The sequence below is a fragment of the Streptosporangium sp. NPDC001681 genome, from assembly GCF_040298085.1.
Lineage (GTDB): Bacteria > Actinomycetota > Actinomycetes > Streptosporangiales > Streptosporangiaceae > Streptosporangium.
On the sequence record NZ_JBEOZN010000001.1, the window covers coordinates 142,273 to 168,368 of the forward strand.

Annotated in this window: 28 protein-coding genes; 6 read left to right on the forward strand and 22 right to left on the reverse strand. The window is 69.4% G+C overall.

Translation table 11 applies throughout. From position 1 onward, the window contains the following. Nucleotides 1-8 precede the first annotated feature (8 nt). Entirely contained in the window at nucleotides 9-1,310 is a 1,302-nt protein-coding gene (locus ABT130_RS00590) for a UDP-glucose dehydrogenase family protein (RefSeq protein WP_350911972.1), read from the forward strand. A gap of 183 nt (nucleotides 1,311-1,493) precedes the next feature. On the opposite strand, the gene ABT130_RS00595 is transcribed toward ABT130_RS00590, so the two are convergent. The 8 genes from ABT130_RS00595 to ABT130_RS00630 form a co-directional block, all read right to left on the reverse strand. Further along, nucleotides 1,494-1,913 carry a PIN domain nuclease gene (locus ABT130_RS00595; RefSeq protein ID WP_350951670.1) on the reverse strand — a complete coding sequence of 140 codons (420 nt, stop codon included), beginning with the start codon at nucleotides 1,911-1,913 and terminating at the stop codon, nucleotides 1,494-1,496. Further along, nucleotides 1,910-2,125: a type II toxin-antitoxin system VapB family antitoxin gene (locus ABT130_RS00600; RefSeq protein WP_350951672.1), complete on the reverse strand. Its 216-nt coding sequence runs from the start codon at nucleotides 2,123-2,125 to the stop codon at nucleotides 1,910-1,912. Before ABT130_RS00600 ends, ABT130_RS00595 begins: the two co-directional genes overlap by 4 nt. An 815-nt stretch (nucleotides 2,126-2,940) precedes the next feature. Beyond that, nucleotides 2,941-3,177 (reverse strand): DUF397 domain-containing protein, encoded by a 237-nt coding sequence (locus ABT130_RS00605; protein ID WP_350911900.1) that lies wholly within the window; start codon nucleotides 3,175-3,177, stop codon nucleotides 2,941-2,943. Nucleotides 3,178-3,432: 255 nt separating this feature from the next. Beyond that, a complete protein-coding gene (gene mctP / locus ABT130_RS00610; RefSeq protein ID WP_350951674.1) occupies nucleotides 3,433-5,082 on the reverse strand; it encodes a monocarboxylate uptake permease MctP in 1,650 nt (549 codons plus the stop codon). Continuing rightward, entirely contained in the window at nucleotides 5,079-5,369 is a 291-nt protein-coding gene (locus tag ABT130_RS00615) for a DUF3311 domain-containing protein (protein ID WP_350951676.1), read from the reverse strand. The genes mctP and ABT130_RS00615 overlap by 4 nt, the downstream gene beginning before the upstream one ends. A gap of 137 nt (nucleotides 5,370-5,506) precedes the next feature. Next, nucleotides 5,507-5,692 carry a CstA-like transporter-associated (seleno)protein gene (locus ABT130_RS00620; RefSeq protein WP_350951678.1) on the reverse strand — a complete coding sequence of 62 codons (186 nt, stop codon included), beginning with the start codon at nucleotides 5,690-5,692 and terminating at the stop codon, nucleotides 5,507-5,509. Then, nucleotides 5,689-7,866 carry a carbon starvation CstA family protein gene (locus ABT130_RS00625; RefSeq protein WP_350951680.1) on the reverse strand — a complete coding sequence of 726 codons (2,178 nt, stop codon included), beginning with the start codon at nucleotides 7,864-7,866 and terminating at the stop codon, nucleotides 5,689-5,691. The genes ABT130_RS00620 and ABT130_RS00625 overlap by 4 nt, the downstream gene beginning before the upstream one ends. Nucleotides 7,867-7,959: 93 nt before the next feature. Further along, on the reverse strand, nucleotides 7,960-8,214 hold the full coding sequence (locus ABT130_RS00630) for a DUF3311 domain-containing protein (protein WP_350911890.1): 255 nt from the start codon (nucleotides 8,212-8,214) through the stop codon (nucleotides 7,960-7,962). A gap of 151 nt (nucleotides 8,215-8,365) precedes the next feature. Between ABT130_RS00630 and ABT130_RS00635 the strand changes: the two genes are divergently transcribed. The 3 genes from ABT130_RS00635 to ABT130_RS00645 are packed head-to-tail and all read left to right on the forward strand — an operon-like array spanning nucleotide 8,366 to nucleotide 10,823. Next, the gene (locus ABT130_RS00635) at nucleotides 8,366-9,910 is read left to right on the forward strand and encodes a sodium:solute symporter family protein (protein WP_350951682.1); all 1,545 of its coding nucleotides are present in this window, start codon (nucleotides 8,366-8,368) and stop codon (nucleotides 9,908-9,910) included. Beyond that, entirely contained in the window at nucleotides 9,907-10,524 is a 618-nt protein-coding gene (locus tag ABT130_RS00640; RefSeq protein WP_350951683.1) for a SigE family RNA polymerase sigma factor, read from the forward strand. Before ABT130_RS00635 ends, ABT130_RS00640 begins: the two co-directional genes overlap by 4 nt. After that, nucleotides 10,521-10,823 (forward strand): hypothetical protein, encoded by a 303-nt coding sequence (locus tag ABT130_RS00645; RefSeq protein WP_350911884.1) that lies wholly within the window; start codon nucleotides 10,521-10,523, stop codon nucleotides 10,821-10,823. The genes ABT130_RS00640 and ABT130_RS00645 overlap by 4 nt, the downstream gene beginning before the upstream one ends. 211 nt (nucleotides 10,824-11,034) lie before the next feature. Here the strand turns inward: ABT130_RS00645 and ABT130_RS00650 are convergent, their stop codons facing one another. From ABT130_RS00650 to ABT130_RS00665, 4 genes are all read right to left on the reverse strand, one after another. Continuing rightward, nucleotides 11,035-11,160, reverse strand: coding sequence for a hypothetical protein (locus ABT130_RS00650; protein ID WP_350951685.1), 126 nt, complete (start codon nucleotides 11,158-11,160; stop codon nucleotides 11,035-11,037). 96 nt (nucleotides 11,161-11,256) lie between these two features. Then, nucleotides 11,257-11,760 carry a 5-(carboxyamino)imidazole ribonucleotide mutase gene (gene purE, locus ABT130_RS00655; protein ID WP_350951687.1) on the reverse strand — a complete coding sequence of 168 codons (504 nt, stop codon included), beginning with the start codon at nucleotides 11,758-11,760 and terminating at the stop codon, nucleotides 11,257-11,259. A gap of 175 nt (nucleotides 11,761-11,935) precedes the next feature. Next, entirely contained in the window at nucleotides 11,936-13,093 is a 1,158-nt protein-coding gene (locus ABT130_RS00660; protein WP_350911878.1) for a 5-(carboxyamino)imidazole ribonucleotide synthase, read from the reverse strand. 193 nt (nucleotides 13,094-13,286) lie between these two features. Further along, nucleotides 13,287-14,231: a DUF8094 domain-containing protein gene (locus ABT130_RS00665; RefSeq protein ID WP_350951689.1), complete on the reverse strand. Its 945-nt coding sequence runs from the start codon at nucleotides 14,229-14,231 to the stop codon at nucleotides 13,287-13,289. Between the two features lie 286 nt (nucleotides 14,232-14,517). Between ABT130_RS00665 and ABT130_RS00670 the strand changes: the two genes are divergently transcribed. Further along, on the forward strand, nucleotides 14,518-15,051 hold the full coding sequence (locus ABT130_RS00670; protein WP_350951691.1) for a GtrA family protein: 534 nt from the start codon (nucleotides 14,518-14,520) through the stop codon (nucleotides 15,049-15,051). 7 nt (nucleotides 15,052-15,058) lie between these two features. On the opposite strand, the gene ABT130_RS00675 is transcribed toward ABT130_RS00670, so the two are convergent. The 9 genes from ABT130_RS00675 to ABT130_RS00715 form a co-directional block, all read right to left on the reverse strand. Beyond that, a complete protein-coding gene (locus tag ABT130_RS00675) occupies nucleotides 15,059-16,336 on the reverse strand; it encodes an ATP-binding protein (RefSeq protein WP_350911872.1) in 1,278 nt (425 codons plus the stop codon). 3 nt (nucleotides 16,337-16,339) lie between these two features. Continuing rightward, complete coding sequence (locus ABT130_RS00680; RefSeq protein WP_012888073.1) at nucleotides 16,340-17,008, reverse strand: response regulator transcription factor; 669 nt, start codon at nucleotides 17,006-17,008, stop codon at nucleotides 16,340-16,342. A 251-nt stretch (nucleotides 17,009-17,259) separates the two neighbouring features. Further along, nucleotides 17,260-17,742 (reverse strand): bacterioferritin, encoded by a 483-nt coding sequence (gene bfr / locus ABT130_RS00685; protein WP_350911870.1) that lies wholly within the window; start codon nucleotides 17,740-17,742, stop codon nucleotides 17,260-17,262. Between the two features lie 15 nt (nucleotides 17,743-17,757). Further along, nucleotides 17,758-17,979: a (2Fe-2S)-binding protein gene (locus tag ABT130_RS00690; protein ID WP_342666797.1), complete on the reverse strand. Its 222-nt coding sequence runs from the start codon at nucleotides 17,977-17,979 to the stop codon at nucleotides 17,758-17,760. Nucleotides 17,980-18,156: 177 nt separating this feature from the next. Next, complete coding sequence (locus ABT130_RS00695) at nucleotides 18,157-18,774, reverse strand: MBL fold metallo-hydrolase (protein WP_350911866.1); 618 nt, start codon at nucleotides 18,772-18,774, stop codon at nucleotides 18,157-18,159. Next, nucleotides 18,771-19,856, reverse strand: a complete 1,086-nt coding sequence (locus tag ABT130_RS00700) for an S-(hydroxymethyl)mycothiol dehydrogenase (RefSeq protein ID WP_350911864.1) — start codon at nucleotides 19,854-19,856, stop codon at nucleotides 18,771-18,773. Before ABT130_RS00700 ends, ABT130_RS00695 begins: the two co-directional genes overlap by 4 nt. Nucleotides 19,857-19,946: 90 nt before the next feature. Continuing rightward, on the reverse strand, nucleotides 19,947-20,984 hold the full coding sequence (locus ABT130_RS00705) for an adenylate/guanylate cyclase domain-containing protein (RefSeq protein WP_350911862.1): 1,038 nt from the start codon (nucleotides 20,982-20,984) through the stop codon (nucleotides 19,947-19,949). 3 nt (nucleotides 20,985-20,987) lie between these two features. Further along, nucleotides 20,988-21,506, reverse strand: a complete 519-nt coding sequence (locus ABT130_RS00710; RefSeq protein ID WP_350911860.1) for a PH domain-containing protein — start codon at nucleotides 21,504-21,506, stop codon at nucleotides 20,988-20,990. Between the two features lie 33 nt (nucleotides 21,507-21,539). Beyond that, nucleotides 21,540-22,364, reverse strand: a complete 825-nt coding sequence (locus ABT130_RS00715) for a biotin--[acetyl-CoA-carboxylase] ligase (protein ID WP_350951693.1) — start codon at nucleotides 22,362-22,364, stop codon at nucleotides 21,540-21,542. A 153-nt stretch (nucleotides 22,365-22,517) separates the two neighbouring features. Between ABT130_RS00715 and fdhD the strand changes: the two genes are divergently transcribed. After that, complete coding sequence (gene fdhD / locus ABT130_RS00720) at nucleotides 22,518-23,405, forward strand: formate dehydrogenase accessory sulfurtransferase FdhD (RefSeq protein ID WP_350951695.1); 888 nt, start codon at nucleotides 22,518-22,520, stop codon at nucleotides 23,403-23,405. Between the two features lie 48 nt (nucleotides 23,406-23,453). Here the strand turns inward: fdhD and ABT130_RS00725 are convergent, their stop codons facing one another. Further along, on the reverse strand, nucleotides 23,454-26,090 hold the full coding sequence (locus tag ABT130_RS00725; RefSeq protein ID WP_350951697.1) for a phosphoenolpyruvate carboxylase: 2,637 nt from the start codon (nucleotides 26,088-26,090) through the stop codon (nucleotides 23,454-23,456). Nucleotides 26,091-26,096 lie beyond the last annotated feature (6 nt).

A 26,096-nucleotide genomic window follows, 5' to 3' on the forward strand; every position in this document is an offset into this window, starting at 1 on the left:
GCCTGACGATGGTGGGAACCGGATACCTCGGTGCGACGACGTCCGCCTGCATGGCCGAGCTGGGCTTCGAAGTCCTCAGCCTCGACGTGGACGCGGAGAAGATCGGCCGTCTACAGGCCGGTGACCTGCCCATCTACGAACCGGGCCTGCAAGAGGTGCTGCGACGTAACCTGGCCAACGGGCGGCTGCGCTTCACCACCTCGTACGAGGAGGCCGCGGCCTTCGGAGACGTGCACTTCCTGTGCCTGGGCACCCCCCAGAAGCCGGGAGAGTACGCGGCGGACGTGTCCTACCTGGACGCCGCGATCGAGTCGCTGGCCCCTCACCTGACGCGCGAGTGCCTGGTCGTCGGCAAGTCCACGGTCCCGGTCGGCACCGCCCAGCGCCTGGCCGACAAGCTGGCGCGGCTGGCCCCCATCGGCGCGGGCGCCGAGCTGGCGTGGAACCCCGAGTTCCTCCGTGAGGGCTTCGCGGTGAAGGACACCCTGCACCCCGACCGGATCGTGCTCGGCGTCGCCTCCGACAGGGCGGAGAAGGTCATGCGGGAGGTGTACGCCTCCATGCTGGAGATGGGCACCCCGATGGTGATCACCGACTACCCCACGGCCGAGCTGGTCAAGGTGGCCGCCAACGCCTTCCTCGCCACGAAGATCTCCTTCATCAACGCGATGGCCGAGGTCTGCGAGGCCGCGCACGCCGACGTCAAGCAACTCTCCCTGGCGCTCTCCTTCGACGACCGCATCGGCGGCAAGTTCCTCAACCCCGGGCTCGGCTTCGGCGGCGGCTGCCTGCCCAAGGACATCCGCGCCTTCATGGCCCGCGCCGGAGAGCTCGGCGCCGACCAGGCGCTGACCTTCCTGCGCGAGGTGGACGCGATCAACATGCGCCGCCGGGCCCGCATGGTCGACCTGGCCCGCGAGCTGGCCGGAGGCTCCTTCCACAACTGCACCGTCGCCGTGCTCGGCGCCGCGTTCAAACCCAACTCCGACGACATCCGCGACTCCCCCGCCCTGGACGTCGCCGTCAAGATCAGCGAGCAGGGTGGCCGGGTCACCGTCTACGACCCCGTCGCCCAGGAGAACGCCCGCCGTGCCCACCCCCGGCTCTCCTACGGCGCCTCCGCCCTGGAGGCGGCCAGGGACGCCCATGTGGTGCTGCTGCTGACCGAGTGGCAGGAGTTCATCACCATGGACCCCGAGGAGCTGGGTTCCGTGGTGGCCTCCCGCAAGATCGTCGACGGCCGCAACGCCCTCGACGCCGAGACCTGGCGCGCCTCAGGCTGGCACTACCGCGCCCTCGGCCGCCCCTGACCGCGCCGTTCCTCTTTCCGCCCCTCGCTCGGCCCTCTGGCCGTGACTCGCCGTCACGCCTTCTCCCGCCACGGCCCGCTCCCGCGATGCGCGGGAGCGGGCCGTGGCGACATCCTGGCGGCCGACCGGAGCACCATGCGGGACGCACTCCCCACACCCTGGCACCGGTCACCGTCCGGGCGACTACTTCCCCGCTTCCGGGCCGTACCACTGGAGTGCCTGACCGGTGACCGCGGCTATGCGCTCGAAGTCGTGATCACGGTGTAGCAACGTGAGCCCTCGCAGCTCGGCGGTCGCCGCCAGCACGAGATCCACGGGGCCCGCGCTGCGATGCCCTCTCTCCGTGAGCAGGCCCTGAACCCGCCATGCCCGGTCGTACGCGCGGTCGTCAACGGGCACCCAGCCGAACAACTGGCGCATGTCCTCGATCCCCCGCTCACGATCCGCCAGAGATCGCGCACTGTAGAAGAACTCCAGTTCGGTGATCGGACATACGGCGACCAGCCCTGCCGCGACGGCCTGATCCCAGCCGTAGGTCTCGGCCTCACCACGCATGAGCCGGGCCAACGCGCTGGTGTCCATGAGGAACTGCGCGGCGCTCACCGCCGGTAGTTCCCTTTCTCGTCGAAGATCTCCAGGTCGAAGGCGCCTTCGGAAGCCGCGCCACGCAGCCGGGCCAAGGCCAATGCTCGGCGCCGGTTCTCCAGCACCTCACGCAGCGCGGTGTTGACCGTCTCCTTCTTCGTGCCGGTCCCCAACGCCTTGGCGACCTCGGCCAGCAGATCGTCATCCAGGTCGATCATTGTCCGGCTCATGAAGCACCTCCCGTGTATGCATCGATCTGAATCAAATATACATGGAGGTGTGCATTGGCGCCGGGGGTCTCCGATGCCACAGATGAACGAGTGCGATCAGCCGACGAGCACCGCGCGGGGCCGGAACGACAGAGGATCCTCAGAGTGGGAGGACGGCGCGAACCGTCTTCGAACATGGCGACGGGTTCCCGGCATGTGCCGGAAACCCGTTCGAATGCGTGTTGACCGTTCGAGAGCCTCGTCGCTCACCACCACCAGCCCCAGTGACGCCTGCGCCAGTGGCGGCGGTGCCAGCGGCGGCGCCTCCAGCCGCAGCATTCGACCCGCCCCCCTGCAGGAAAGATCATGTTGAAGTTCATAAGTCCTCCTCATGTCAATCCTTCGAATCCACCAGTAATCACAATATTCGCAATGTCCATATAAACTCACAAAAAAACCCATAATTTAGTATAAGAATGCTTTTGGGGAATATTGTATTTTTAAAACGCGCGGCCGACCTCACCCGCGCGGCCGGCCCCTCAGCCTCGGCTTTCCTGGCCGATCGGATGTTCACCCAGGTCAGGGCGGGGAATCCGGGTTCCGGGAGGCACCGGTCGTGGGAGCTCCGCCCCCGTCAAGGCCAGGAAAAGGAATCGCGCCGGGGAGCCGGGCAGGACCCGGCCGCACAGACCCGGAAGGCCGGATGGGCCTCCATACGGGCGAAGCCGGCGAGGAAGAGCTACAGGCCCGGCCACTCGGACTGGAAAGACCGGCCGCCTGGACCGCCGAACGGAAAGACCCCCGTCTCGGGACGGGGGTCTTCGGGCCTGGCTCCGTCAGTTGTCGAACTCGCCGAGTTTCACGCCGCCGACGAAGGCGTCCCACTCCGAACGGGTGAAGAACAGCTTCGGGCCGTCCGGGTTCTTGGAGTCGCGCAGCACGTAGAGGGGACCGGCTCCGGCCTTGTGCCCCTCATCGAGGTCGTCGATCACGGCCACCTCGACACAGTCTTCACCGGTGTCGCCACCCGGAGCCGCCTTGCGCCAGACGGCGTTGCTCAGGTCCGCGTCCATGTGTCCATCACCTTCGTCGTGAGGTCGATGCTCGCTCGCGGGGGCGAGGCCTCCGTGCGGAGCTCTTCGAAACGGGTGCAGATCCAGGCGACGTCTCGGGAACGGTCGGTGACATGCCCTTCGACGGCGCGATCCACATACACAGTATCCGGACCGCCCCGGCAGGTCCCCGGTATCGGCACCGCTCCCAGATCTCGTACGGAACGGGGCAGCCGGCGGGCCTTTGAACGGGCTGCCGGTGGTCGGGAGTCCTTCTCACCGGATGAGCTCCCGGATGGGTTCGACGCGCGGGTCGTCGATGTCCGCGTGGTAGTCGTCGGCCGAGGTCTGGTCGCGGCCCGCCGGCCGTTTCGCCGCGCGGAACGCGAGGGTGGCGGCCACGCTGACGGCCGCGTTCAGCACGCAGGCGGTCAGGGCGACGTAGCCGAGACGGCCGTCGCCGATGATCGGGATCTCCGCGAGCGATCCGCCGAAGTGCCTGCCGGTTCCGGGGTTGACGATGCCGTACGCGGTGACGGTGCCGTACACCATGCCGAACGCCCAGCCGACGAGCAGCGCTCCGGGGTGGAACCAGCGGGTGTAGAGCCCGACCACGATCGCCGGGAAGGTCTGCAGGATCCAGATTCCGCCGAGGAGCTGGAAGTCCAGCGCGAACTTCCTGTCGAGGAACAGCACGAAGGCCAGCGCTCCGAACTTGACGAGAAGGGAGGCCGCCTTGGAGACGCGCAGCTCGTCCTGGGAACTCGCGTCCGGCCTGATGAACTCGCGATAGACGTTACGGCTGAAGAGGTTGGCGGCGGCGATGGACATGATCGCGGCGGGTACGAGCGCGCTGATGGCTATGGTGGCCAGGGCGATACCGCTGAACCAGCTCGGGAACAGGTCCACGAAGAGCCGCGGGATCGCGAGCTGGGGGTTGGGCTGACCGTCCATGCCGACAGGGCGCGTACCGGCCGCGATCGCGAAGAAGCCGAGCAGCGCGAACAGGCCGAGAACCAGCGTGAAGGCCGGCAGAAGTGCGGCGCTGCGGCGCACGACGTCCCGGCTTCTGGTCGCGAGCACGGTGGTGACCGTGTGCGGATACACCACCAGTGCCATCGCCGACCCGAGGGCCAGCGTGGCGTACGGCCAGAAACCGCTCGCTCCCGGGATGAAGACCCCGGTGGGTCGCCCCGTCTTCGGATCGGGCACCGCCATCCTCTCCTGGGCCGAGGCGAAGATCGCCTCAAAGCCGCCCAGCCGTGGGAGCAGGACGACGAACGCGACCGTCACGACGAGGCACAGCAGAAAGGCCTTCAGGACGGCGATGAGCGCGGGTGCCCGGAGCCCGCTGACGTAGGTGAAGGCGGCCAGCACGGTGAAGGCGACGGCGAGAGGCAGGTCGTTGACGAGGGGGTTGCTGCTCCCCAGGCCGAGCACCTCGAACACGGCCTGGATCCCCACCAGCTGCAGCGCGATGTAGGGCAGGGTGGCCAGCAGTCCGGTCAGGGCCACCGCCAGTGCGAGCCCTCTGCTCCGGTAGCGGCCGCGCACGAAGTCGGCGGGAGTGACATAGCCGTGACGATGGGCCACCGACCACAGGCGCGGCATGACAGTGAAGATCAACGGATACACGATGATGGTGTAGGGGACGGCGAAGAAGCCGCTCACCGCGCCCGAGGCGAACATCGCCGCCGGTATCGCGATGAACGTGTAGGCCGTGTAGATGTTGCCGCCCAGGAGCAGCCACGAGGAGAGGGTGCCGAAGCCCCGGTCGGCCAGCCCCCACTGGTCCAGCGCGTTCACGGTGCCCGTGATGTGGCGGCCCTTCCTGCCCTGGACCGCGGCGAACCCCATGACCGTGACGATCAGAAAGAAGATCACGAGGATCGTGAGAGCGGTCCAGTCGATGTCGTCTCGGTTCATCGGAGTCCCTCTCCGCGATCGGCGGACCGGTGCGTGCCGGTGCGCACCGGGCGGGGGGTCGTGTGGAGGTAGGCGCACCAGGTAAGGCCGGAGGACAGGAAAATCCACAGGAACTGGTACCAGTAGAAGAACGGGAAGCCGAACAGCCGTGGCTCCGCACCCGCGTAACCTCCGACCCAGAGCAGCGCCGGGAAGGGCATCCACAGCGCCACGGTGCTCAGCTTCGCCCAGGGGCCGGAGGTCCTGGACCTGACCGGCCGGGCCGGCGGTGACGATGGAGTTGCCACGTCGTCTCCTGAAGTGTCGTCGTCTCCCCCGAGGTGAGGACAGGGCGCCGGCCCCCTCCCACCCGCTCGCCCGAGGGTGGTGGGCGAACGAGCGGGAGGGGCCGGCGGGGATGGCGGACAGGGTGACGGATCCCGCCTCAGCAGCACCGGATGCCGGGACTCTTCTCCCGCAGGTCGGATCGGTGCCGCTCGAACTCCCGCCGTGACAGCGGCGGCGAGTGCGGATGGGATCGGTGCTGGGCGAGGTACCGGTCGTATTCACCGGAACCGGTGAGTTCGCGCAGGTACCAGCGGGCGAAGTGCAGCAGGGAGGCCGCGGTCATGATCGCTCGCTGTCCGCTCCGTTGCTCCCCGCCCCCACCTCGGCCAGCTCGCGCCGTTCCGCCGCGGTGGCGAACAACCCCGCGGGTGCCACGATGCTGGATTCGACATAGGGCGCCTCTGCCGTCGGCAGGGGGTTACGGGACAGTATGGCGCGCCGGCACACGACCACGGCGTTGCCGACGACGATGATGACCAGCAGCGCGAACATCGCCGCCAGCACGCCGTCGACCGTGGAGTTGACGACGACCGCCTGCATGTCGTCGAGGTTCTTGGCGGGCGCGATCACCTTCCCCGCGGCCAGCGCGTCGGCGTACCGCTCCCGCTGGGCGAAGAAGCCGATCTTGGGGTCATCGTGGAAGACCTTCTGCCAGCTGGCGGTCATCGTCACCGCCAAGTCCCAGACCAGCGGTATGCCGGTGACCCACGCCCACTTGAGCTTGCCCGACTTGATCAGGATCGTGGTGGCCAGGGTCAGCGCGATGGCGATCAGGAGCTGGTTGGAGAGGCCGAACAGCGGGTAGAGCTGGTTGATGCCGCCCAGCGGGTTGGTGACGCCGGTGTACAGGAAGTAGCCCCAGGCCAGCACGACCGCGGCGCTGGCGCCCCACAGGCCGGGCTTCCAGCTCACCCGCCCGATCGGCTTCCAGACGTTGCCGAGCGTGTCCTGAAGCATGAAGCGGGCGACGCGGGTGCCGGCGTCCACGGTGGTCAGGATGAACAGCGCCTCGAACATGATCGCGAAGTGGTACCAGAACGCCTTGAACGCGGCGCCGCCGAAGATCCCGGACAGGATCTCAGAGATGCCGACGGCGAGGGTGGGGGCACCGCCGGTGCGGGCGATCACGGTCTGCTCCTGGACCGCCGCCGCAGCGGCGCGCAGGTCGTCCGGGGTGATGACGAAGCCCAGCTTCGTGACGGCGGCCGCCGCGCTCTCGGGGGTGGTGCCGAGCAGGGCGATGGGCGAGTTCATCGCGTAGTAGAGGCCGGGTTCGAGCGCGCACGCGGCGATCAGCGCCATGATGGCGACGAACGACTCCATGAGCATCGCGCCGTAGCCGACCAGACGGACCTGCGACTCCTTCTGGATCATCTTCGGGGTGGTGCCGGAGGCGATGAGCGAGTGGAAGCCTGACATCGCGCCGCAGGTGATGGTGATGAACAGGAACGGGAACAGCGACCCGGCGAAGACCGGCCCGGTGCCGCTGAGCGCGAACTTGGTGATCGCCTCGTTCTGCAGGTGCGGCGCCGCGATGACCACGCCGACCGCGAGCAGCCCGATCGTGCCGATCTTCATGAACGTCGACAGGTAGTCGCGCGGCGTCAGCAGCATCCACACCGGCAGGACGGAGGCCAGGAAGCCGTAGACCACCAGGCAGATGACCAGCGTCTCCGGGCTCAGCGTGAAGGCGTCGGCCCAGGCCGAGTTCTGGACCCAGCCGCCGCCCGCGATGGCCAGCAGCAGCAGCACGACCCCGATCACCGTGGTCTCCATGACCCGCCCCGGCCGCAGAACGCGCTGGTAGAAGCCCATGAAAAGGGCGATGGGGATGGTCATCGCGATGGAGAAGGTGCCCCATGGCGAGTGCGCGAGCGCGTTCACCACCACCAGGGAGAGCACCGCGAGCAAGATGATCATGATGGCGAACACCGCGACCAGCGCGGCGGTCCCGCCCACCGGGCCGATCTCCTCGCGCACCATCTGGCCCAGGCTCTTGCCGTCGCGGCGCATCGAGAAGAACAGGGTGACCATGTCCTGAACCGCCCCGGCCATGATGACCCCGACGATGATCCATATGGTCCCCGGCAGGTATCCCATCTGCGCGGCGAGGATCGGGCCCACCAGCGGCCCGGCACCGGCGATGGCGGCGAAGTGGTGGCCGAACAGCACCCGCCGGTCGGTCGGATGGTAGTCGACCCCGTTGTCCAGCCGTTCGGCGGGAGTCGCGCGACGGTCGTCGACGCCGAGCACCCGGCGGGCGATGAACCGGGAGTAGAACCGGTAGGCGATCGCGTACGAACCGAGGGCGGCGGCCACCAGCCAGACCGCCGAGATCTCCTCTCCTTGGGACAGGGCGATGACCCCCCAGGCGACCGCGCCCACCAGGGCGACCGCCGTCCATATGAGGATCTGCTTGGGGGTTGATCTCGATTTCGTGATGCCGTTTTCGGGCATGGCTGATTCTCCTGAACTCAGGGCATGGCAGAACAGCGCGGTACTACGAGGGAAAAGTCGCCCGGAGATCCGAGCAGGGTGATGTGGTCGGTGTTACCGGCGACGCCGGTCGTGGGTGAGATGACGATCGCGAGGCGGGCGTTCCGCGCTACGTCTCAGGACGTAGGCGATGGCCATGAACACCACGCTCCCCGGCACCCAGATGAGCTGGTACCAGAAGAAGAATTTCATTCCGGCCAGATGTGGCGCGTCGTAGGAATACCAGGGCACCCACAGGAGCGCCACGATGGGCAGGGCCAGACAGATACCGGCCGCGAAACGTCGCGCCCGCCGTGTCGGCTTCACCATCGTCGTCCTCCGGAATGTTCCCGCGTTCTTGTTGCAAGGGTTGCGGATGGTTCCGATCTGGTTTACGCAGATTTCGAGGAGATTTCGTGTCAACCAGCCGTGCGGATTACGCAACCTACAAGTACTGCCCGGGCGTAGTGGACGGTGGCCGATGACAGAGCCGATAAGCGCGGTGACGTTCCTCGCCGTGCTCGGCGGCACCTCTCTGCTCGCGGTCGCCGCGCGCTGGTTCCGGCCGTCTCCCGAACTGCCCACCCTGGAGGACTGGGCGCTGGCGCAGCGCCAGTTCGGCACCCCGACGACGTGGTTCCTGCTCGGCGGGACGATATACACGGCCTACACGTTCGCCGCCGTACCGGGCCTGGTGTACGGCACGGGCGCGCTCGGGTTCTTCGCCCTGCAGTACACCGTGATCATGTGCCCGCTGGCGTTCGTGCTGCTGCCCCGGCTCTGGTCGGCGGCGCGCCGGCACGGGTACATCACCCCCGCCGACTTCGTCCGGGGACGCTATGGCTCCCCCGCCCTCGCACTGGTCGTCGCGGCGACCGGTGTGCTGGCGACCATGCCCTACATCGCGCTGCAACTGGTGGGCATCCGTTCGATCCTGTCCGCCGTCGGGCTGTACCCGAGGGGGGTGCTCGGCGACCTCGCGCTGGTCGCCGTGTTCGCGGTCCTCGCCGTGTCGACCTACCGGCACGGGCTGCGCGCGCCGGCGATCATCTCGCTGATGAAGGGCGCGGCCGTCTTCTGCTCGATCCTGGCCGTCTCCTTCCTCGTCCTCGACCGGTTCGGCGGACCCGGGCCGATGTTCGACAGCGCGGAGCGCGCGCTGTCCGGCGGGGAGGCGACCCAGGCGTCGTTGACGCTCGATCCGAGCCAGTTCCCCGTCTACGCCACCCTGGCTCTCGGCTCGGCCCTCGCCCTGCTGATGTACCCCCACGTGCTGACGGCCGCCTTCGCCGCGTCCGGCCCGGACACGCTGCGCCGCGCGGTGGTGGCGCTGCCCCTGTGGACGGCGGTGCTCGGACTGTTCGCCATGCTCGGCGTCGCGGCGCTCGCGGCGGGCATCCAGCCCCCGTCCACCGGCGCGGAGACCGCCGTCCCCCTGCTCGTCAAGGATCTGATGCCCGCCGCCCTCACCGGTCTGGTCTTCGGCGCTCTCGCCGTGGGCGCGCTCGTACCGGCGGCGGTCATGTCGATCGCGGTGGCGACCTCGTTCGTCCGCAACATCTACGTCGAGTACTTCCATCCGACGGCCACGCCCAAGCACCAGACACGGATCGCCCAGATGGTCTCGCTCAGCACCAAGGTCGGGGCGGTCGTCTTCGTGTTCGGACTGCGCAACCAGGACGCCATCAATCTTCAGCTGCTGGGCGGCGTCTGGATCCTGCAGACCTTCCCCGCCGTGGCCCTCGGGGTGTTCACCCGCCGCCTGCACCCCCGGGCGTTACTGGTCGGGTGGATGAGCGGCATGGCCGCGGGCACCCTCCTGGTGGTGCACAGCGGATTCTCCTCGCTGGTGCCCCTGGGCGTGGGCGGCCAGGAGGTGCAGGCATACGCCGCGGTGGTCGCCATGACACTGAACCTCGCCGTCGTCGTGACGCTGACCCCGCTCTTCAACCGAGTGGGCAGATCACACGTTCCGAAACCGAGCTCTCCGGTCCCCATACCCCCCGAAGCGGAGACGATCATATGACCGGAATCCGGCCACCCGCACCATTACCGACGTTCGTCGAATCCGGCTCCGTATCGGTCGACATGCCACCCCCGGCACGGACCGGCGGGCCGTCCGCCGAGGGACCGCCGGTACTCGGCCCGCCGGACACCGGACGTGAGGCCGCGCTGACCCAGCTGTTCGAGACGCACTACACCGGCCTGCTCCGGCTGGCCGTGCTGCTCGGCGCCGACGACGCGGAGGACATCGTCGCCGAGGCGTTCTGTCAGCTGCACCGCCGCTGGAACCGGCTGCGCTCGGCCGAGGCCGCCCTGCCGTACCTGCGCTCGGTGGTCTGCAACCTGACCCGCATGAGACTTCGCCACCTGCAGGTCATCCGCAAGCACACGGATTGGACCACGGGCCTGGAACGGTCGGCTGAAAGCGTCGCCCTGCTCCACGACGACCAGAAGGCGCTCACCGAGGCCCTGCAGCGGCTCTCGGCCCGGCAGCGAGAGGCCCTTGTCCTGCGCTACTGGCTCGGTCTACGCGAAAGCGACATAGCCGAGGCCATGAGCATCTCCTGCGGTGCGGTCAAGGCGCACACCAGCCGCGGCATGGCCACTCTCACCAAGATCATGCAGGAGCGACGATGACGACCGGCCCCGCCAGCACCGAGGACCAGCTACGCGAGGTTCTCGACAAACTCGCCAACGGCGTCCAGCCGGCCCCGGACGCCTACCGCCGGGTCCAGGGCGAATGGCGACGGCGTGAGCGCAGACGCCGGCTCATCCTGGTCATCCTCGTGGTGCTCGTCCTCACGATCGCCGACATCGTGGGGCTGTGGGCGCTGAACCAGTACCAGGACCGGTCGCACATCGCCCCCAGGGAGCCCGTCTCGGCCCGATCGCACGCACCGCCCGCCGACGGCCTGCCAGACCTCCCGCTACGGTGATCGAAGCCAGGTCCGCGCAGTCCCACCCTGCCCGGATCCGGGCAGGTGGCGCCTGAGGTCCAACCAGGGCGCCCTCCGCCGCGTCCGGCGTGGCGTTCCCCGTCGGAAACACGGATTCCCGTCGGCCCATGACACCAAGGGCGGGGAAGGCCGCCCCGACGATCTCAGACTCCCGGCCGGGCGCTCGCGATCTTCGTTGCGGGACGGAACACTAATGCGCGGATACGGAGCTGACGCTGGAGTCGGCGGGCCGATGGCTCTCACCGGCGCCGAAGCTGCCGAACACCGCCAGTACGGCCGTCGTGATCCCGAGGAGGGCGCGGATCGCGTTCCTCATGATTCTCAACCTCCAAAGTCTCTGTCGGCCTCCCCCTTCCCGATGAGTCCTCGTATATCCGTGATGTCACCAAGCCATCGGTCAAAGATGGCGATATCAGGCACCGAGCTGGGCGGCCTCGGCGCGGAGCCTGGCGCCCTTGGCGTGAGCCTGTTCCTTGAGAGCGAGCTGGAACGCCTCCATCTTCGCCCGTAGTCCCTCGTCGGCGGCGGCGAGGATCCGGACGGCCAGCAGGCCCGCGTTGCGGGCGCCGCCGACGGCGACCGTCGCGACCGGGACCCCGGCGGGCATCTGGACTATCGAGAGCAGGGAGTCCATGCCGTCGAGGTATTTCAGCGGGACCGGGACACCGATCACCGGCAGCGGGGTCACCGAGGCGAGCATGCCCGGCAGGTGGGCGGCTCCCCCGGCACCCGCGATGATCACCTTCAGCCCGCGCCCGGCCGCCTGCGCGCCATAGGCGATCATCTCCTCGGGCATCCGGTGCGCGGAGACCACGTCGGCCTCGAACTCCACCTCGAACTCGGCCAGCGCCTCGGCGGCGAGCCTCATCACCGGCCAGTCGGAGTCGCTGCCCATGACGATGCCGACGGTGGTCATGTTCTCTCCTTGCCTCACGGCCCGGGGCCGCGCGCGTTCGCTGTGGTTGCGTGGCCCCCGCGGGTGCGGTGGCGCTCCGTGCTGTCGGGGCCGTGACGGTGCGGCGGTGCCCCGGATGGGTGGGCGACCGGCCTGCGGGCTCGGACGCGTTTCCCCCCGATGAGACCCGCTGGGCTCAGGTGTATCTTCCCTCGGTGAGGTAGACGGCGGCGTGCCGGGCGCGCGCGCGTACCTCTTCCAGGTCGGTGCCGAGCGCGGTGACATGGCCGATCTTGCGCCCCGGTCGCACCTCCTTGCCGTAGAAGTGAATCTTGATCCCCGGGTCGTGCGCCATCACGTGCTCGTACCGGGAGAAGATGTCGGAGTCGTCACCGCCCAGGAGGTTGGCCATCACCACGACGGGGGCGGCCGGCGCGGGTGAGCCGAGTGGGAGGTCGAGGACCGCGCGCAGGTGCTGCTCGTACTGGGAGGTGCGGGCCCCCTCGATCGTCCAGTGGCCGCTGTTGTGCGGGCGCATGGCCAGCTCGTTGACCACCAGGCCCGAGGAGGTGGCGAACATCTCCACGGCCAGCAGCCCGGTCACGCCCAGTTCCTTGGCGATGTTCAGGGCGATCCGCTGGGCCACCGCGGCCTGCTCGGGATCGAGGCCGGGTGCGGGGGCGAGGACCTCGACGCAGATGCCGTCACGCTGGACGGTCTCCACCACCGGGTAGCTGACTCCCTGGCCGTGCGGCGACCTGGCGACCAGCACGGCGAGCTCCCGCTCGAACGGCACGAACCCCTCGGCCATCAGCGGCACCCCGGAGGCCAGGGGCTCGGCCGCGTCATCCGCGGAGCGGCAGATCCAGACGCCACGCCCGTCGTAACCGCCCCTGATCGCCTTGAGCACCACCGGCCAGCCGTTCTCCGCGGCGAACTCCTCGATGTCGGCGGCCGTCTCGATCCGTCGCCACGGCGGGCACGGGGCGCCGATCCCGGTCAGCCGCTCGCGCATCACCGCCTTGTCCTGGGCGTGTACGAGCGCGTCGGCGCCGGGGTGCACGGCGAAGCCGTCCTCGACCAGGGCACGGATGTGCTCGGTGGGCACGTGCTCGTGGTCGAAGGTGACCGCGTCGCACCCCTTGACGAAGTCGCGCAGGTCCGCCAGGGACCGGTAGTCGCCCAGGCGTACGTCGGCGATCACGCGGGCGGCGCTCTCGTCTGACGAGTTGGCCAGGACCCGAAGCTCGACACCGAGGGCGATGGCCGCCTGCTGGGTCATCCGGGCCAGCTGGCCCGCTCCGATCACGCCGACGACGGGTCCGATGGGACTGGCCAAGGAAGGGCTGCTCACGGGGGTTAAGTTTACCGGCACGCGGTACGGGGGCGGCTGGTGGGAGGCGCCCGGCCGATCCTGACAGCCGCTCCCGGCGAGGCGGCAGGCCGCCGTGCAGGCGGCTCGCCCGCCAGGAGACCCCCAGCAGGGTCGTACGAGGGAGGCCGCCGAGTCCGTCGGGGGCCCCGCCCCCGAGCCCGTTCCGGGGCTCTCAGCCCGTCGTGAGGGTGGCGAGGCCGCGGCGGAGGCCGGCCGTGGTGAGTTCGGCACCCGTGCCGGCGATCTCGGTGGCGACGAGCGCGATCTCGGTCCCGGTCAGCTCGGCCGCCCTGGCACGGCCGGTGAAGCCGCGCAGGTCGGCCTTGCCGTAGATCGGATGGGCCAGGGAGGATCGGCCGGAACGGGCCCGCTGCCGGTATTCGATCTCCAGGGCGTGGATGACCAGCGCGCCGCCGTCGGGCAGCCGCAGCGCGCGCTGCGGGCCGACGAGCAGGCGGACGTCCGCGGTGAGCCGGTCGGGCCGCACCTTCTGCGGGCGCCCGACCAGCTCGCCGAAGAGGTCGCGTACGGGGTCGTCCTTGGGGAAGGTCACCCCGCTCACCCCCGCGGGGTCGGTCAGGTAGGTCAGATAGCGCTGCGGGACGAGACGGGCTCTGACCCCCATGGCGGGGTCGTCGGTGGGCACCGCCCCCTCGGTCGGCTCGCGGACCTCGCCCCGTATCGGGATGGGGCCCGCGCCCAGCCGCCACTCGCCCCCCTCATGGACGAACAGGAAGTAGGCCGGGTCGGGCTCTCGGGCCAGGGCGACGAACCAGCGGTCGCCGTCGGCCGTGCCGGGCAGGTAGAACTCCGCCTCGGTGTAGGACTTCCTGGCGGGGGCTGGGCGGCCGTTCCGGGTCGCCTCACAGGCACGACCGCCCAGCGCATTCTCCGCCCAGGTGGTGAGCCTGCCGACGGCCGCGCAGTCCCGGTCGCGCCAGGCGTCGTCAAGCTTTCTCAGCAGCGTGAAGGCCTGGATCGCCTCCGCGAGCTCCACCCCGGCGGACGTCTCGCGCGACGGTCCGGCCTCGGGGACGGCGCCTTGCTCGTCTCTCCGCGCGCCACAACCGGTCATCATCGACAGACCGAGGATCAGAGCGAGGAGTCGGCGGCGCAAGGGTTGATCCCCGGGGTAGTGGCCGTCGCGTACGGCAGTCCGTCAGGACCGATCACGGTTCTCCAACGGCATTCCGTGATCTACCGGATTAGCGTAACGTCGGACGAGCCGATTTAACCGGCGTTATGCGATATTTATTGAAATAGCAGTTGATGACGGCTATGTGCACCGGCGGAGCAATGTCGCGCGGACCGTGGCCGAGCACCGGTAACCTGGCTCGACAGTGTTCCAGGTCCTCCAACGTGGCGGATCAGTGGCCGACCCCCGAAAGGACCGTGCAGGAAACGTGGAGTTTCTCCGACACGCCTACCGGCGGCTCGCCGACCTGGCGCGAGAACTGGCCAAGTTCGGCACGATCGGTGCGGTCGCCTTCGTGATCGACACGGGCGGCACCAACCTGCTCCGGTTCGGCATCGGCTGGGGGCCGCTCACCTCCAAGGTCATCGCCACGATCATCGCGGCCACCTTCGCCTACCTCGGCAACCGCTACTGGACCTTCAGGCACCGGGAGCAGAGCGGCCTGGCCCGCGAGTACACCCTGTTCTTCATACTCAACGCCATCGGCCTGCTGATCTCGCTGCTGGTGATCGGCTTCGTGACCTACACCCTGGGCCTGGAAGACGCCCTGAGCTACAACATCGCCATGCTCACCGGCACCGCCCTGGGGACCCTGTTCAGGTTCTGGTCGTACAAGAAGTGGGTCTTCCTGCCCGGTGCCGACGCGAGTCCGCCGGCGGCGTCGAAGAGCCAGGTCAACGGCCACGTGTACCTGCTGAACAAGAGCTCGGAGGAGAACTCGCCGCCGACCCTGCCTCGCTAGGGCACGCTCAGGCGGGCCCCCGGACGATCCGGTTCCTGCCCGTGTCGCCCACCGGGCGCAGGAAGAACGCGAACGCCGCGGGACGCGGCCTTATCAGCTCCAGGCGCCCCCCGTCGGCGGCGGCCAGCGCCCTCGCGAGGGGCAGGCCGAGACCCGTACCGCCGGCCCCGCTCACGTTCCGCTCGAAGATCCTCGGGGCAAGGTCGTCTGGTATGCCCTTGCCCTGGTCCACCACCTCGATCACGATGGACCTGTCCTTGGCGCTGGTGGTCACGGTCACCGTGCCGCCGCCGTGCTCCAGCGAGTTCTCCAGCAGGGTGGAGATCACCTGGCTGATGCCGCCGCCGGTGCCCAGCGCCTGGAGCTCACGCGTACCGGCCAGCCTCAGCTGCCGCCCGACCCTGCGGAATGCCGGGCCCCACTCGATGAACTGCTGGTCGAGCAGCGTGTCGAGTCTGACGCTCTCGGCCTGCGCCTGACGCTGTCGTCTGGCGGTGGCCAGCAACTCGTCGATCACCGCGGTGAGCCGCTCGGCCTGCACGATGGCGGCCTCGCCCTCCTCCTTGACGATCCCCGGTTCGTCCGCGGCGGCGACGATCTCCTCAAGCCTCATGGTCAGGCCGGTGAGCGGGGTGCGGAGCTGGTGGGAGGCGTCGGTCGCGAACTCCCGCTCCCTGGCCAGGAGGTCGGAGATGCGGGTCGCGCTACGGTCGAGCACCTCGGCCACCCGGTCGAGTTCCTGGATGCCGTAGCGGTGCTTGCTCGGCCTCGCGTCACCGGAGCCGAGCCGCTCAGCGATCATCGCAAGGTCGCTGAGCGGTAACGTCAGGCGGCGCGACTGCACGATGGCAAGCCCGACCGCGACCGCGAGAGCAGCCGCGGCGAGCCCCAGGATGAGGAAGAGCCATGCGCGGACCTCACGCTCCACCCCCGTCTTGTCCCGGCTGACCGCGACGTACACGCCGTTCTCCGACTGTGCGTCCGCGGTCATCCGCTGGCTCTCGGGGGGCTCGGTGCCCACCGTTATCACCTGGGGAGGCGTGCCTTTTGCATAGATCTGGATGTAGAGCTGGGAATACTTACGCTCCAGCTGCTGCTCGTCGATGGGCTGATCCTGGATCCGGGCGTACTCGACCTCCCCCAGCAGGCTCTTGGCATGGGAGGTGAGCTGCTGGATCGCCTCCTCCTCGATGAGCCTGTTGACCGCCACAGCGAGGGGAATGCCAAGCAGCAGCACCCCGATGACCGCGACAAGGAGGGTTGAGGAGAGCAGGCGTCGGCGCATTTCCTACTCGCGCTCGAACCTGAAGCCGACCCCTCGAACGGTTGTGATGTATCGGGGCTTGGCGGCGTCGTCACCGAGTTTCCGGCGTAGCCACGAGATGTGCATGTCCAGGGTCTTGGTCGAGCCCCACCAGTTGGTGTCCCACACCTCGCGCATGATCTGCTCGCGGGTGACCACCTTTCCGGCGTCGCGGACCAGGACCCTCAGCAGGTCGAACTCCTTGGTGGTCAGATGCAGCTCCTTGTCGCCCATCCACGCCCGACGGGAGTCGGCGTCGATGCGCACGCCCTGGACCACGGGCGTCTCGGACGTGCCGCGCCGCAGCAGGGCGCGGACGCGCGCCAGCAGCTCGGCGAGGCGGAACGGCTTGGTGACGTAGTCGTCGGCCCCGGCGTCGAGGCCCACCACGGTGTCGACCTCGTCGACGCGGGCGGTGAGGATCAACACCGGAGTTCCATGGCCTTCGGCGCGGATGCGCCTGGCCACCTCCAGGCCGTCCATCTCGGGCAGTCCCAGGTCGAGAACGATCAGGTCGATGCCACCCGACAGAGCCCGCTCCAGAGCCTGCGGGCCGTCAGGGCTCACCTCTACTTGATAACCCTCGCGGCGCAGAGCTCGCGCCAGTGGCTCGGAAATCGAGGTGTCATCCTCGGCGAGTAGTACACAGGTCATGTTGCGATCGTAGGACCTTAGAGGATCGTTTCCCGGGTACAGCGCGCGGTTTGACTCGTCGTTGACCTATCCATTGACCTGGGCAAACACTGATAAATCCCGGATAGTCATCCCGCAACGGCCGAGGGTTTCGGAGTAGGTCTCCCACCTTGGAAGTTCCTCGAAAGCACAGGCGCACCAAAGGATTGACCGGCAAAGCAGAACACGCCCTACCAGAGGGGATCCGGTGGGCGTGTTCTACTTAATTCACCTCAAGACGGTGACGGCGGCTCGGCGTAGCGGGCGAGGTAGAGCTGCTCCCCGAGACTCTCCATCAGACCCAGTTCGGTCTCCAGGTAGTCGATGTGGTGCTCCTCGTCCTCAAGGATCTCCTCGAAGATGCGGGCCGAGGTGACATCGCCCTTCTCACGCATCAGAATGATGGCGGGCCTCAGCCGGCTGACCACCTCAAGCTCGACGTCCAGGTCTGCGCGGAGCTGCTCCGCGACGGTCTGGCCGATATGCAGGATGCCCAGCTTCTGGTAGTTGGGCAGTCCTTCAAGGAAGAGGATGCGGTCGGTGAGCTTCTCCGCATGCCGCATCTCGTCCATGGACTCTTCGCGAGTGTATTTCGCGAGCTTGGTGTATCCCCAGTTCTCCTGCATCTTGGCGTGCAGGAAGTACTGGTTGATCGCGGTCAGCTCCGCGGTCAACTGCTCGTTGAGCAGCTCGATGATTTTCTTGTCGCCCTGCATGGCGGGCTCCTCGTGCTATGCGGTCGGAATCAGGTCCTCAGACCGCTTCAGGATCGCACAGATCTTGCGCACGCAAGAAGCACAGTCGCCACCGGCACCCGTAGCGTCGCGAATCTGGCGCGCGCTCTTCGCCCCTGCCGAGATGCAGTCGTGCACCTCGTTTTCGGTGACCGCGCGGCAGACGCATACATACACGGGGGTGCGACCTCTCAAGAGCGTACCATAGGTTAGGCACACCTAAAGTAACTCATTTGGTTAGGCTTGCCTACGTGAGTTACGACACACACCCCTAACCTCCCCGTCATCGCCGCGAATAACCTCCCCGTCATCGCCGCGAAGCCTCCATCCCGCACGGCGCCGGACACGCGAACGCGCCCCGGCGCGGGCCGGGGCGCGTCGCGGCGGACTTGCCGGTCAGTGTCCCCTGGCCAGCCATTCCTCCAGGTGCCCGGCCTCCTCGCCGATCGAGGTGGAGTCGCCGTGGCCGGTGTACACGGTCGTCTCCGGCGGCAGGGTCAGCAGCCTCCCCTTGATCGACTCGATGATCGTGTCGAAGGAGGAGAAGGACCTCCCGGTCGCGCCGGGACCACCGCGGAACAGGGTGTCGCCGCTGAAGAGCGCGCCGATCTCCGCCCCGTACAGGCAGACCGCGCCCGGAGCGTGACCCGGCGTGTGCAGCACGGTCAGATCCACACCTCCGGCCGAGATCACCTGACCGTCCTTCAGCGGGGTGTACGGCAGGTCGGCGTAGACCATCTCCCACAGCACCTGGTCGGCCGGGTGGAGCAGGATCGGCGCGCCCACCCGGGTGGCGAGGTCGGCCGCCGCGTCGATGTGGTCGTTGTGCGCGTGGGTGCAGACGATGGCCTTCACCTCGCGGTCACCGACCCGCTCGGCGATCGCCGCGGCGTCGTGCGCGGCGTCGATGACGACCACCTCGTCGGCCGAACCGACGATCCAGACGTTGTTGTCGACCTCCCACGTCCCGCCGTCCAGCGAGAAGGTGCCGGAGGTGACCACCTTGTCGATCACAGGACCACCACCGAGCGCAGCACCTCGCCGCGGTGCATCTTCGCGAAGGCGTCCTCGACGTCGCCGAGGCCGATCGTCTCGGAGACGAAGCGGTCCAGGTCGAGCCGTCCCTGCAGGTAGAGGTCGATGAGCATGGGGAAGTCGCGGCTGGGCAGGCAGTCGCCGTACCAGGAGGACTTCAGCGCGCCGCCGCGGCCGAAGACGTCGAGCAGCGGCAGCTCCAGCGTCATCTCCGGGGTCGGCACCCCGACCAGGACCACGGTCCCGGCCAGGTCACGGGCGTAGAACGCCTGCTTGTAGGTCTCCGGGCGGCCGACCGCCTCGATGACCACGTCCGCGCCGTTGCCGCCGGTGAGCTCCCTGACCGACTCGACCATGTCCGAGGTGCGGGAGTTGACCGTGTGGGTGGCGCCGAACTCCTTGGCCCACTCCAGCTTGCGGTCGTCCACGTCCACCGCGATGATCTTCGAGGCGCCCGCCAGCCTGGCGCCGAGGATGGCCGCGTCACCGACGCCGCCGCACCCGATGACCGCCACGCTGTCGCCGCGGGTCACCCCGCCGGTGTTGATCGCGGCGCCCAGGCCCGCCATCACGCCGCAGCCGAGCAGCCCGGCCACCTGCGCCGGCGCGGACGCGTCGACCTTGGTGCACTGCCCGGCCGCGACCAGGGTCTTCTCGATGAAGGCGCCGATGCCCAGGGCGGGGCTGAGCGGCGTGCCGTCCTCCAGGGTCATCTTCTGGGTGGCGTTGTGCGTGTTGAAGCAGTACCAGGGACGGCCGCGCAGGCATGCCCGGCAGTTGCCGCAGACGGCCCGCCAGTTCAGGATCACGAAGTCACCGGGCGCCACCTCCGTGACGCCCGCACCGACGGCCTCGACCACTCCGGCGGCCTCGTGGCCGAGCAGGAACGGGAATTCGTCGTTGATGCCGCCCTCGCGATAGTGCAGGTCCGTGTGACAGACACCACAGGCCTGCACCGTCACCACGGCCTCGCCCGGCCCCGGATCGGGCACGATAACGGTCTCCAGCGAGACGGGCTCGCCCTTGCCACGCGCGACCACGCCTTGGACGGTGTACGGCATGTCCTGCACCTCATCTGTTGCGAAACTCACCGAGCCCCACGGGGCTCGCTTACCGGTTGGACGGCCTTGGAGAAGCCCCCGCCTCAATCATTACTTACCAGCCCTGCGCAGCACGTATGGCTGCACCACCCCCAGGCCCCGGGCCGGCCGCCGCCGGATGCGGCCGACCTCGACGCCCGGCGCTCCCTCCAGCGCCTCGGCCAGCTCGCTGTCGACGACGATGGTGCCGGAGCGGGCGATGGCCGTGAGCCTGGCCGCCAGGTTGACCGTGGTCCCGAAGACGTCGCCCATGATGGGCACCACCGGGCCGTACGCCAGTCCGATCCGCACGTCGGGCCCGCCTCTGCGGATGACGTCGACCAGGTCCAGGGCGATCACGGCGGCGGTCCGCGGGTCGGCCGCCGTGAAGAGCACCTCGTCGCCGAGCGTCTTGACCAGCCGTCCCCCGTGCCCGGCGACCACGTCCGAGGCCCGCGCCTCGAAGCGCTCGACGAGCTCGGCCAGGCCCCGCTCGTCCAGCTCGCGGGAGAGCCGGGTGAAGGAGACCATGTCGGCGAAGCCCACCGCGAGGGTGAGCCGGGTCGGCATGATCTCGTCGGTGATGTCGGCGATCGTCAGCAGGCGGGTCCCCGCGGCGGCGAGCTGGGCTCGCCAGACGTGGATCAGGACCTGCTCGAAGTCGGGGAGCAGCCGGCGCGCGGTCTCCATGACCCCCGCCAGGTCCTCGTCGGTGGGACGCCGGCCGGGGTCGAGCATGGCACCGATCATGATCTCGGCCTGCCACTGCGCGAGCCTGGCCGTCGTCTGGCCGAGCGCCCTGGCCATCCGGATGACGGTCCGGTCGTCCAGCAGGCCGCTCTCCATCATCATCCGGACCCGCTTGAGCGCCGTCACGTCCGCGTCGGTGAAGGCCACCTCGTCGTCGGGGAGCGTGGCGAACCCCAGCGCGCGCCAGATCCGCTCGGTGAGCTCCTGCGGGAGCTCGGCGAGGCTCGCCACCTGGATCCGGGTGTAGCCGGGAGAGGTGCCGACGAACAGGTGCTCGATCTGCTCGGCCGTGGGGCGTCCCGCGAAGATCTCCTCCTCTCCGCCCGCGCCTTCCCCGGGGCCCAGGGGGTTACGCCCCACCGGTCACCGCCCGCCGTGTTCCGATGGCTCCCCGTCGATCGCGTCGTCGAGCGCGCGGAACACCTCGGCCCGCACATCCTGGATCCGCGGGATGTCCCGCAGCGTGATCCGGCCGTGGTCGCCCGCCGACTCGACGACGAGCGTGCCGCAGCCGAGGACCCTCTCCATCAGGGTCTGGTCGGCGCTGACCGTGTTGACCTTCGCCATCGGGATGTCGTCTATGGATTTGTTCAGCACCCCCGTACTGATGGTGAACCGGTGCGAGGTGAGCACGTACGAGGTGTTCTTCCACCTCAGGTACGGCACGAACGACCACACGGTCAGCAGACCGACGGCGACCACGGCCACCGCGATGCGCGCGTAGGAGTCGTATTCGAAGGCGGGCATGAAGAAAACGGCGGCACCGGACCCCGCGATGATCAGAATCAACGCGAGGAACGGGCCGATGAGGCGCTTCCAGTGCGGGTGGAACGACCGGATTCGCCGCTCCCCCTCCGTCATGTGGTGATCGGGTAGACCCATGGGGCAAATCGTGGCACGCCTTCATGCCCCACGTCATGAGCTGTGCGGACGAACATGCACGACGTCTCCCGCGCTGAGCGCGTGTTCCTGCCCCTTGGAGCTGACGAGCAGGTGGCCGGCGCCGTCGATACCGGTGGCCGTGCCGGTGAGCACCCGCTCGCCCGGCAGCTCCACCCGGACCTCCTGGCCGACCGTGGCGCTGATCGCGAGATAGGCGGCCCGCAGGCCGCACGCCTCGGCGTCGCCGTCCGCCTCCGACCACTCCCGGTAGTGGAGCTCGATCTCCCGCAGCGCCGCCCGCAGGATCGGGTCGCGGTCGACGCAGACGGCCTTCTCGATGGCCAGGGAGGTGGCGGTCTCCACCGGCAGTTCCTCGGCGCGCACGCTCACGTTGAGCCCGACACCCACGATCACCGCGTTGTCGATCCGCTCGGCGAGCACCCCGGCGACCTTGCGCCCGCCGATCAGCAGGTCGTTGGGCCACTTGAGCCGGACGTCGACCTCGGCGACCTTCCGCACGGCCGACGCGACCGCGAGGGCGACGAGCAGGGACAGCCAGCTCTGCCTGTCCGGGGGCGGGTCGGGGCGCAGGAGCACCGAGAAGGTCAGGCCGGAGCGCGGCGGAACACTCCAGGCCCTGCCGAGCCTGCCGCGCCCGGCGAACTGGGCCTCCGCGACGACGACGGCTCCCTGCCGCGCACCGTCGCGGACGGCCTGCGCGAGGTCGGCGTTGGTCGATCCGGTCCTGGCGACGACGGCGATGTCGGACCAGAGGCCGCCGGGACGGACCAGCGCGCGGGTGAGCGCCGCCTGGGAGAGCGGCGGACGGTCGAGATCAGTGAAGGGCGAGTCGAGCACTTAGCCATCTTGCCTCCCCTAACGACCCCCTGTTACCGAATTAGGGCAATGACCAGGGAATACTATTAACGAAGTCTGGGTGCGCAGGCGAAGCCCAGCTTTCCGAACGGGGATGAAACAGTTCGGACGGCAGCGAAAAGAGAAAATGACCGCATGAGCAGAGACCTTGACCCGCGGGACGGCATCGAGGTGGAGGCCGTGCGGAGGCCGGGGCCCACCACGCGGGCACGGGTCGGGCAGATGCGCTCGGGGACGCTCCACGAGCGCCGGGACGACCTGGCCACCGAGGAGCCGCTGGAGATCCGGATCCAGGCGGGCGAGGAGCGCCGCACCGTCGCGATCACCATGCGCACCCCGGGGCACGACTTCGAACTGGCCGCCGGGTTCCTGTACGGCGAGGGCGTCGCGGCACCCGCCGACGTGGCGTCCATCGCCTACTGCGCGGACGACGACGTGCCGCCCGAGGCCCGCTACAACACGGTGACCGTGCGGCTGCGCGGCGACGCCCTGCCTGATCTGCCGTCGCTCGACCGGCATTTCATGACGTCGAGCGCGTGCGGCGTCTGCGGCACCGCCAGCCTCGACGCCCTGCGTGGCCGCTGCTCACCGCTGCCCGCCGCCGATGACCCGCTGCGCGTCTCCCCCGAGGTCCTGTACGGCCTTCCTGGCCGGCTGAGGCAGGCCCAGGGGGTCTTCGGCAAGACCGGGGGGCTGCACGCGGCCGGGCTGTTCACCGCGGAAGGCGAGCCACTCGCGGTCCGCGAGGACGTGGGGCGGCACAACGCGGTGGACAAGCTGGTCGGCTGGGCCATGATGACCGGGAGGCTGCCGCTGGGCGGGCACGTGCTCATGGTCAGCGGGCGGACCAGCTACGAGATCATGCAGAAGGCCCTCACCGCGGGCCTGCCCGTCGTCTGCGCGGTCTCCGCGCCCTCCTCCCTGGCCGTCGATCTGGCCAGGGAGTTCGGCATGACGCTGGTCGGCTTCCTGCGCGAGGAGCGCTTCAACCTCTACGCGGGGGCGCACCGCGTCGGCCGGTGAGCGCCGCCCGCCGTCCCGGTGCGGGGCCCGCGGGCGGTGGCGAGAAGATCAGCCCGTGTTCTGCAGACCGGCGGCGACGCCGTTGACCGAGAGCAGCAGCAGGGTGGACAGGCGCTCGCGCTCCTTCTCCGACAGCTCCTCGTCCGCGCGGAGCGTGGACAGGGCGCGGAGCTGCAGGTGGGAGAGCGCGTCGACGTACGGGTCGCGGAGCTGCACCGCGCGGGACAGCACCTTGCGGTCCTCCAGCAGGCGGGTGTGGCCGGTGATCTCCAGGACCAGGCGGCGGGTCAGGTCGTACTCGGCCAGGACCTGCTCGACGAAGTCGTCCCTGGCGCCGAGCGCGAGGTAGCGGGCGGCGATGTCGCGGTCGGTCTTGGCCAGCGACATCTCCACGTTGTCCAGCAGCGAGGCGAACAGCGGCCACTCCCGGTAGGCGGCGCGCAGCTCGTCCAGGCCCGCCTCGGAGATGACCGCCTCCAGGCCGCTGCCCAGGCCGTACCAGCCGGGCAGGTTGACCCTGGTCTGAGCCCAGGCGAAGACCCACGGGATGGCCCGCAGGTCGTCCAGGGACCGGGGCGCGCCGAGGCCGCGCCGGGCCGGGCGGGAGCCCAGGCGGAGCGAACCGATCTCCTCCAGCGGGCTGACCAGGGAGAACCACTCGGGGAAGCCGGGCGCCTCGGTCAGCAGCCGGTACGCCTTCTCCGAGGCGGAGGCGACCTGCTCGGCCACCGCCCGGAAGCGTCCCGCGGCCTCGGCCGTGCGCGCCTCGATGGACGGGGTGGAGGCGAGCAGCACCGCGGAGGTGACCTGCTCCATGTGACGGCGGGCGATGGCGTCGTGGCCGTAGCGGGCGAAGATGACCTCGCCCTGCTCGGTGACCTTGAACCTGCCGCCCACCGACCCCGGGGCCTGCGCGAGCACCGCCCGGTTGGCGGGACCGCCGCCCCGGCCCAGGGCGCCGCCCCGGCCGTGGAAGAGCGTCAGCGGCACGTCGTGCTCGGCCGACCAGGCGGCCAGCGCCTCCTGGGCCTCGTACAGCTTCAGCGTCGCCGCGGCCGGGCCGAGCTCCTTGGCGGAGTCGGAGTAGCCGAGCATGACCTCCAGGCGCCGGTCGTCGGCCAGCCTGGCCTGGACCTCGGGGATCTCCAGCATCCCCGACAGCACGGTGGGGGCGGCCGCCAGGTCGGCGCCCGACTCGAAGAGCGGGACCACGTCGAGCCGGGGGGCCCGCTCGCCCAGCGCGTGCGCGGCCAGCGCGTGCACGGCGGCGATGTCGTCGGCCGAGCGGGTGAAGGAGACGACGTAGCGGGAGCAGGCACTCACCCCGAACCGCTCCTGGATCCAGGCGATCGTACGGATCGTGGCCAGGACCTCCTCGGTCCGCTCGGAGGTGCGCCCGGCGGCGATCTCCTCCAGCGCGGCGGCGTGGACCTGCGAGTGCTGGCGGACCTCCAGCTCGGCCAGGTGGAAGCCGAACGTCTCCACCTGCCAGATGAGGTGCTGCAGCTCCCCGTACGCCTGCCTCCTCGCCCCGGCCGCGACCAGCGACTCCTGGGCGATCCGCAGATCGCCCAGGAGCTCCTCGGGCGAGCGGTAGGCCAGGTCGAGACCGCGCTGCCTGGTGGCCGCGATGCGGGCGGCGACGAACATCAGCCACTGCCGGTGCGGCTCCTGCGGGGAGCGGGTGGCCATCTCCGAGACCAGGTCGGGGTGGTCGTTCACCGCGGCGGACAGCGCGGCCCGCAGCTCGGGCGAGGCGGGGGCGTAGCCGGCGGCGAGGGTCAGCGAGCGGCCGATCCGGCCGGCGGCGGTCTCCAGGGCGATCAGCACGTGCTCGGCCTGGATGAGCACGGCGTCCCTGGTCACCTTGGCCGTGACGTTCGGGTTGCCGTCGCGGTCGCCGCCGATCCAGCTGCCGTACCTGATGAAGGCGCGGGCCCGGGGCTTCTCGGTGCCGCCGCCCCCGCCGAGCGCGGCGTCCAGGGCGCGGTAGACCTGCGGGACCACCCGGAAGAGGGTCTCGTCGAAGGCCGCCATGGCGGTGCGGACCTCGTCTCGCGGGTCGAGCTTGGTGGATCTGAGCTGGGCGGTCCGCCAGAGCAGGTCGATCTCCTCCAGCAGCCGCCGGCGGGTCTCCGCCCGCTCGGCGGCACCCCGCTCGGGGCTGTTGTACAGGGCGAGCTGGCCGCTGATGCGCTGGATCGCGGTGACCACGGCGCGCCTGCGGGCCTCGGTGGGGTGCGCGGTCAGCACCGGGTGCAGGCGCAACTCCTCGACCAGGCCGGCGACCTTCTCGCCGCCGAGTTCCTGGACCGCCTGGGCCAGGGACTCCGGCAGCGGCTCCTCGCCGGTGTCGCGGACCCTGAGCGTGCGGATTCTGAAGTGCTCCTCGGCCAGGTTCGCCAGGTGGAAGTAGCACGTGAACGCGCGGGCGATCTGTACCGCGCGATCGACGGGCCACTCGGCCACCATCGCGGTGATCTCGTCGACCGACACCTGCCTGCGGCGGGCACCGATGACTGCCTTGCGCAGCCGTTCGACGTCGGCGAGCAGGTCATCGCCACCGTGCTCGGCGATGACCTGCCCCAGAAGCTCGCCGAGCAGTCGCACGTCCGCGCGCAGCTCGTCGGGCATCTCGGTGACAGCGGAGGAACGCTCTACCTGATGAGACACGGTGGCTGGCATGTTCGT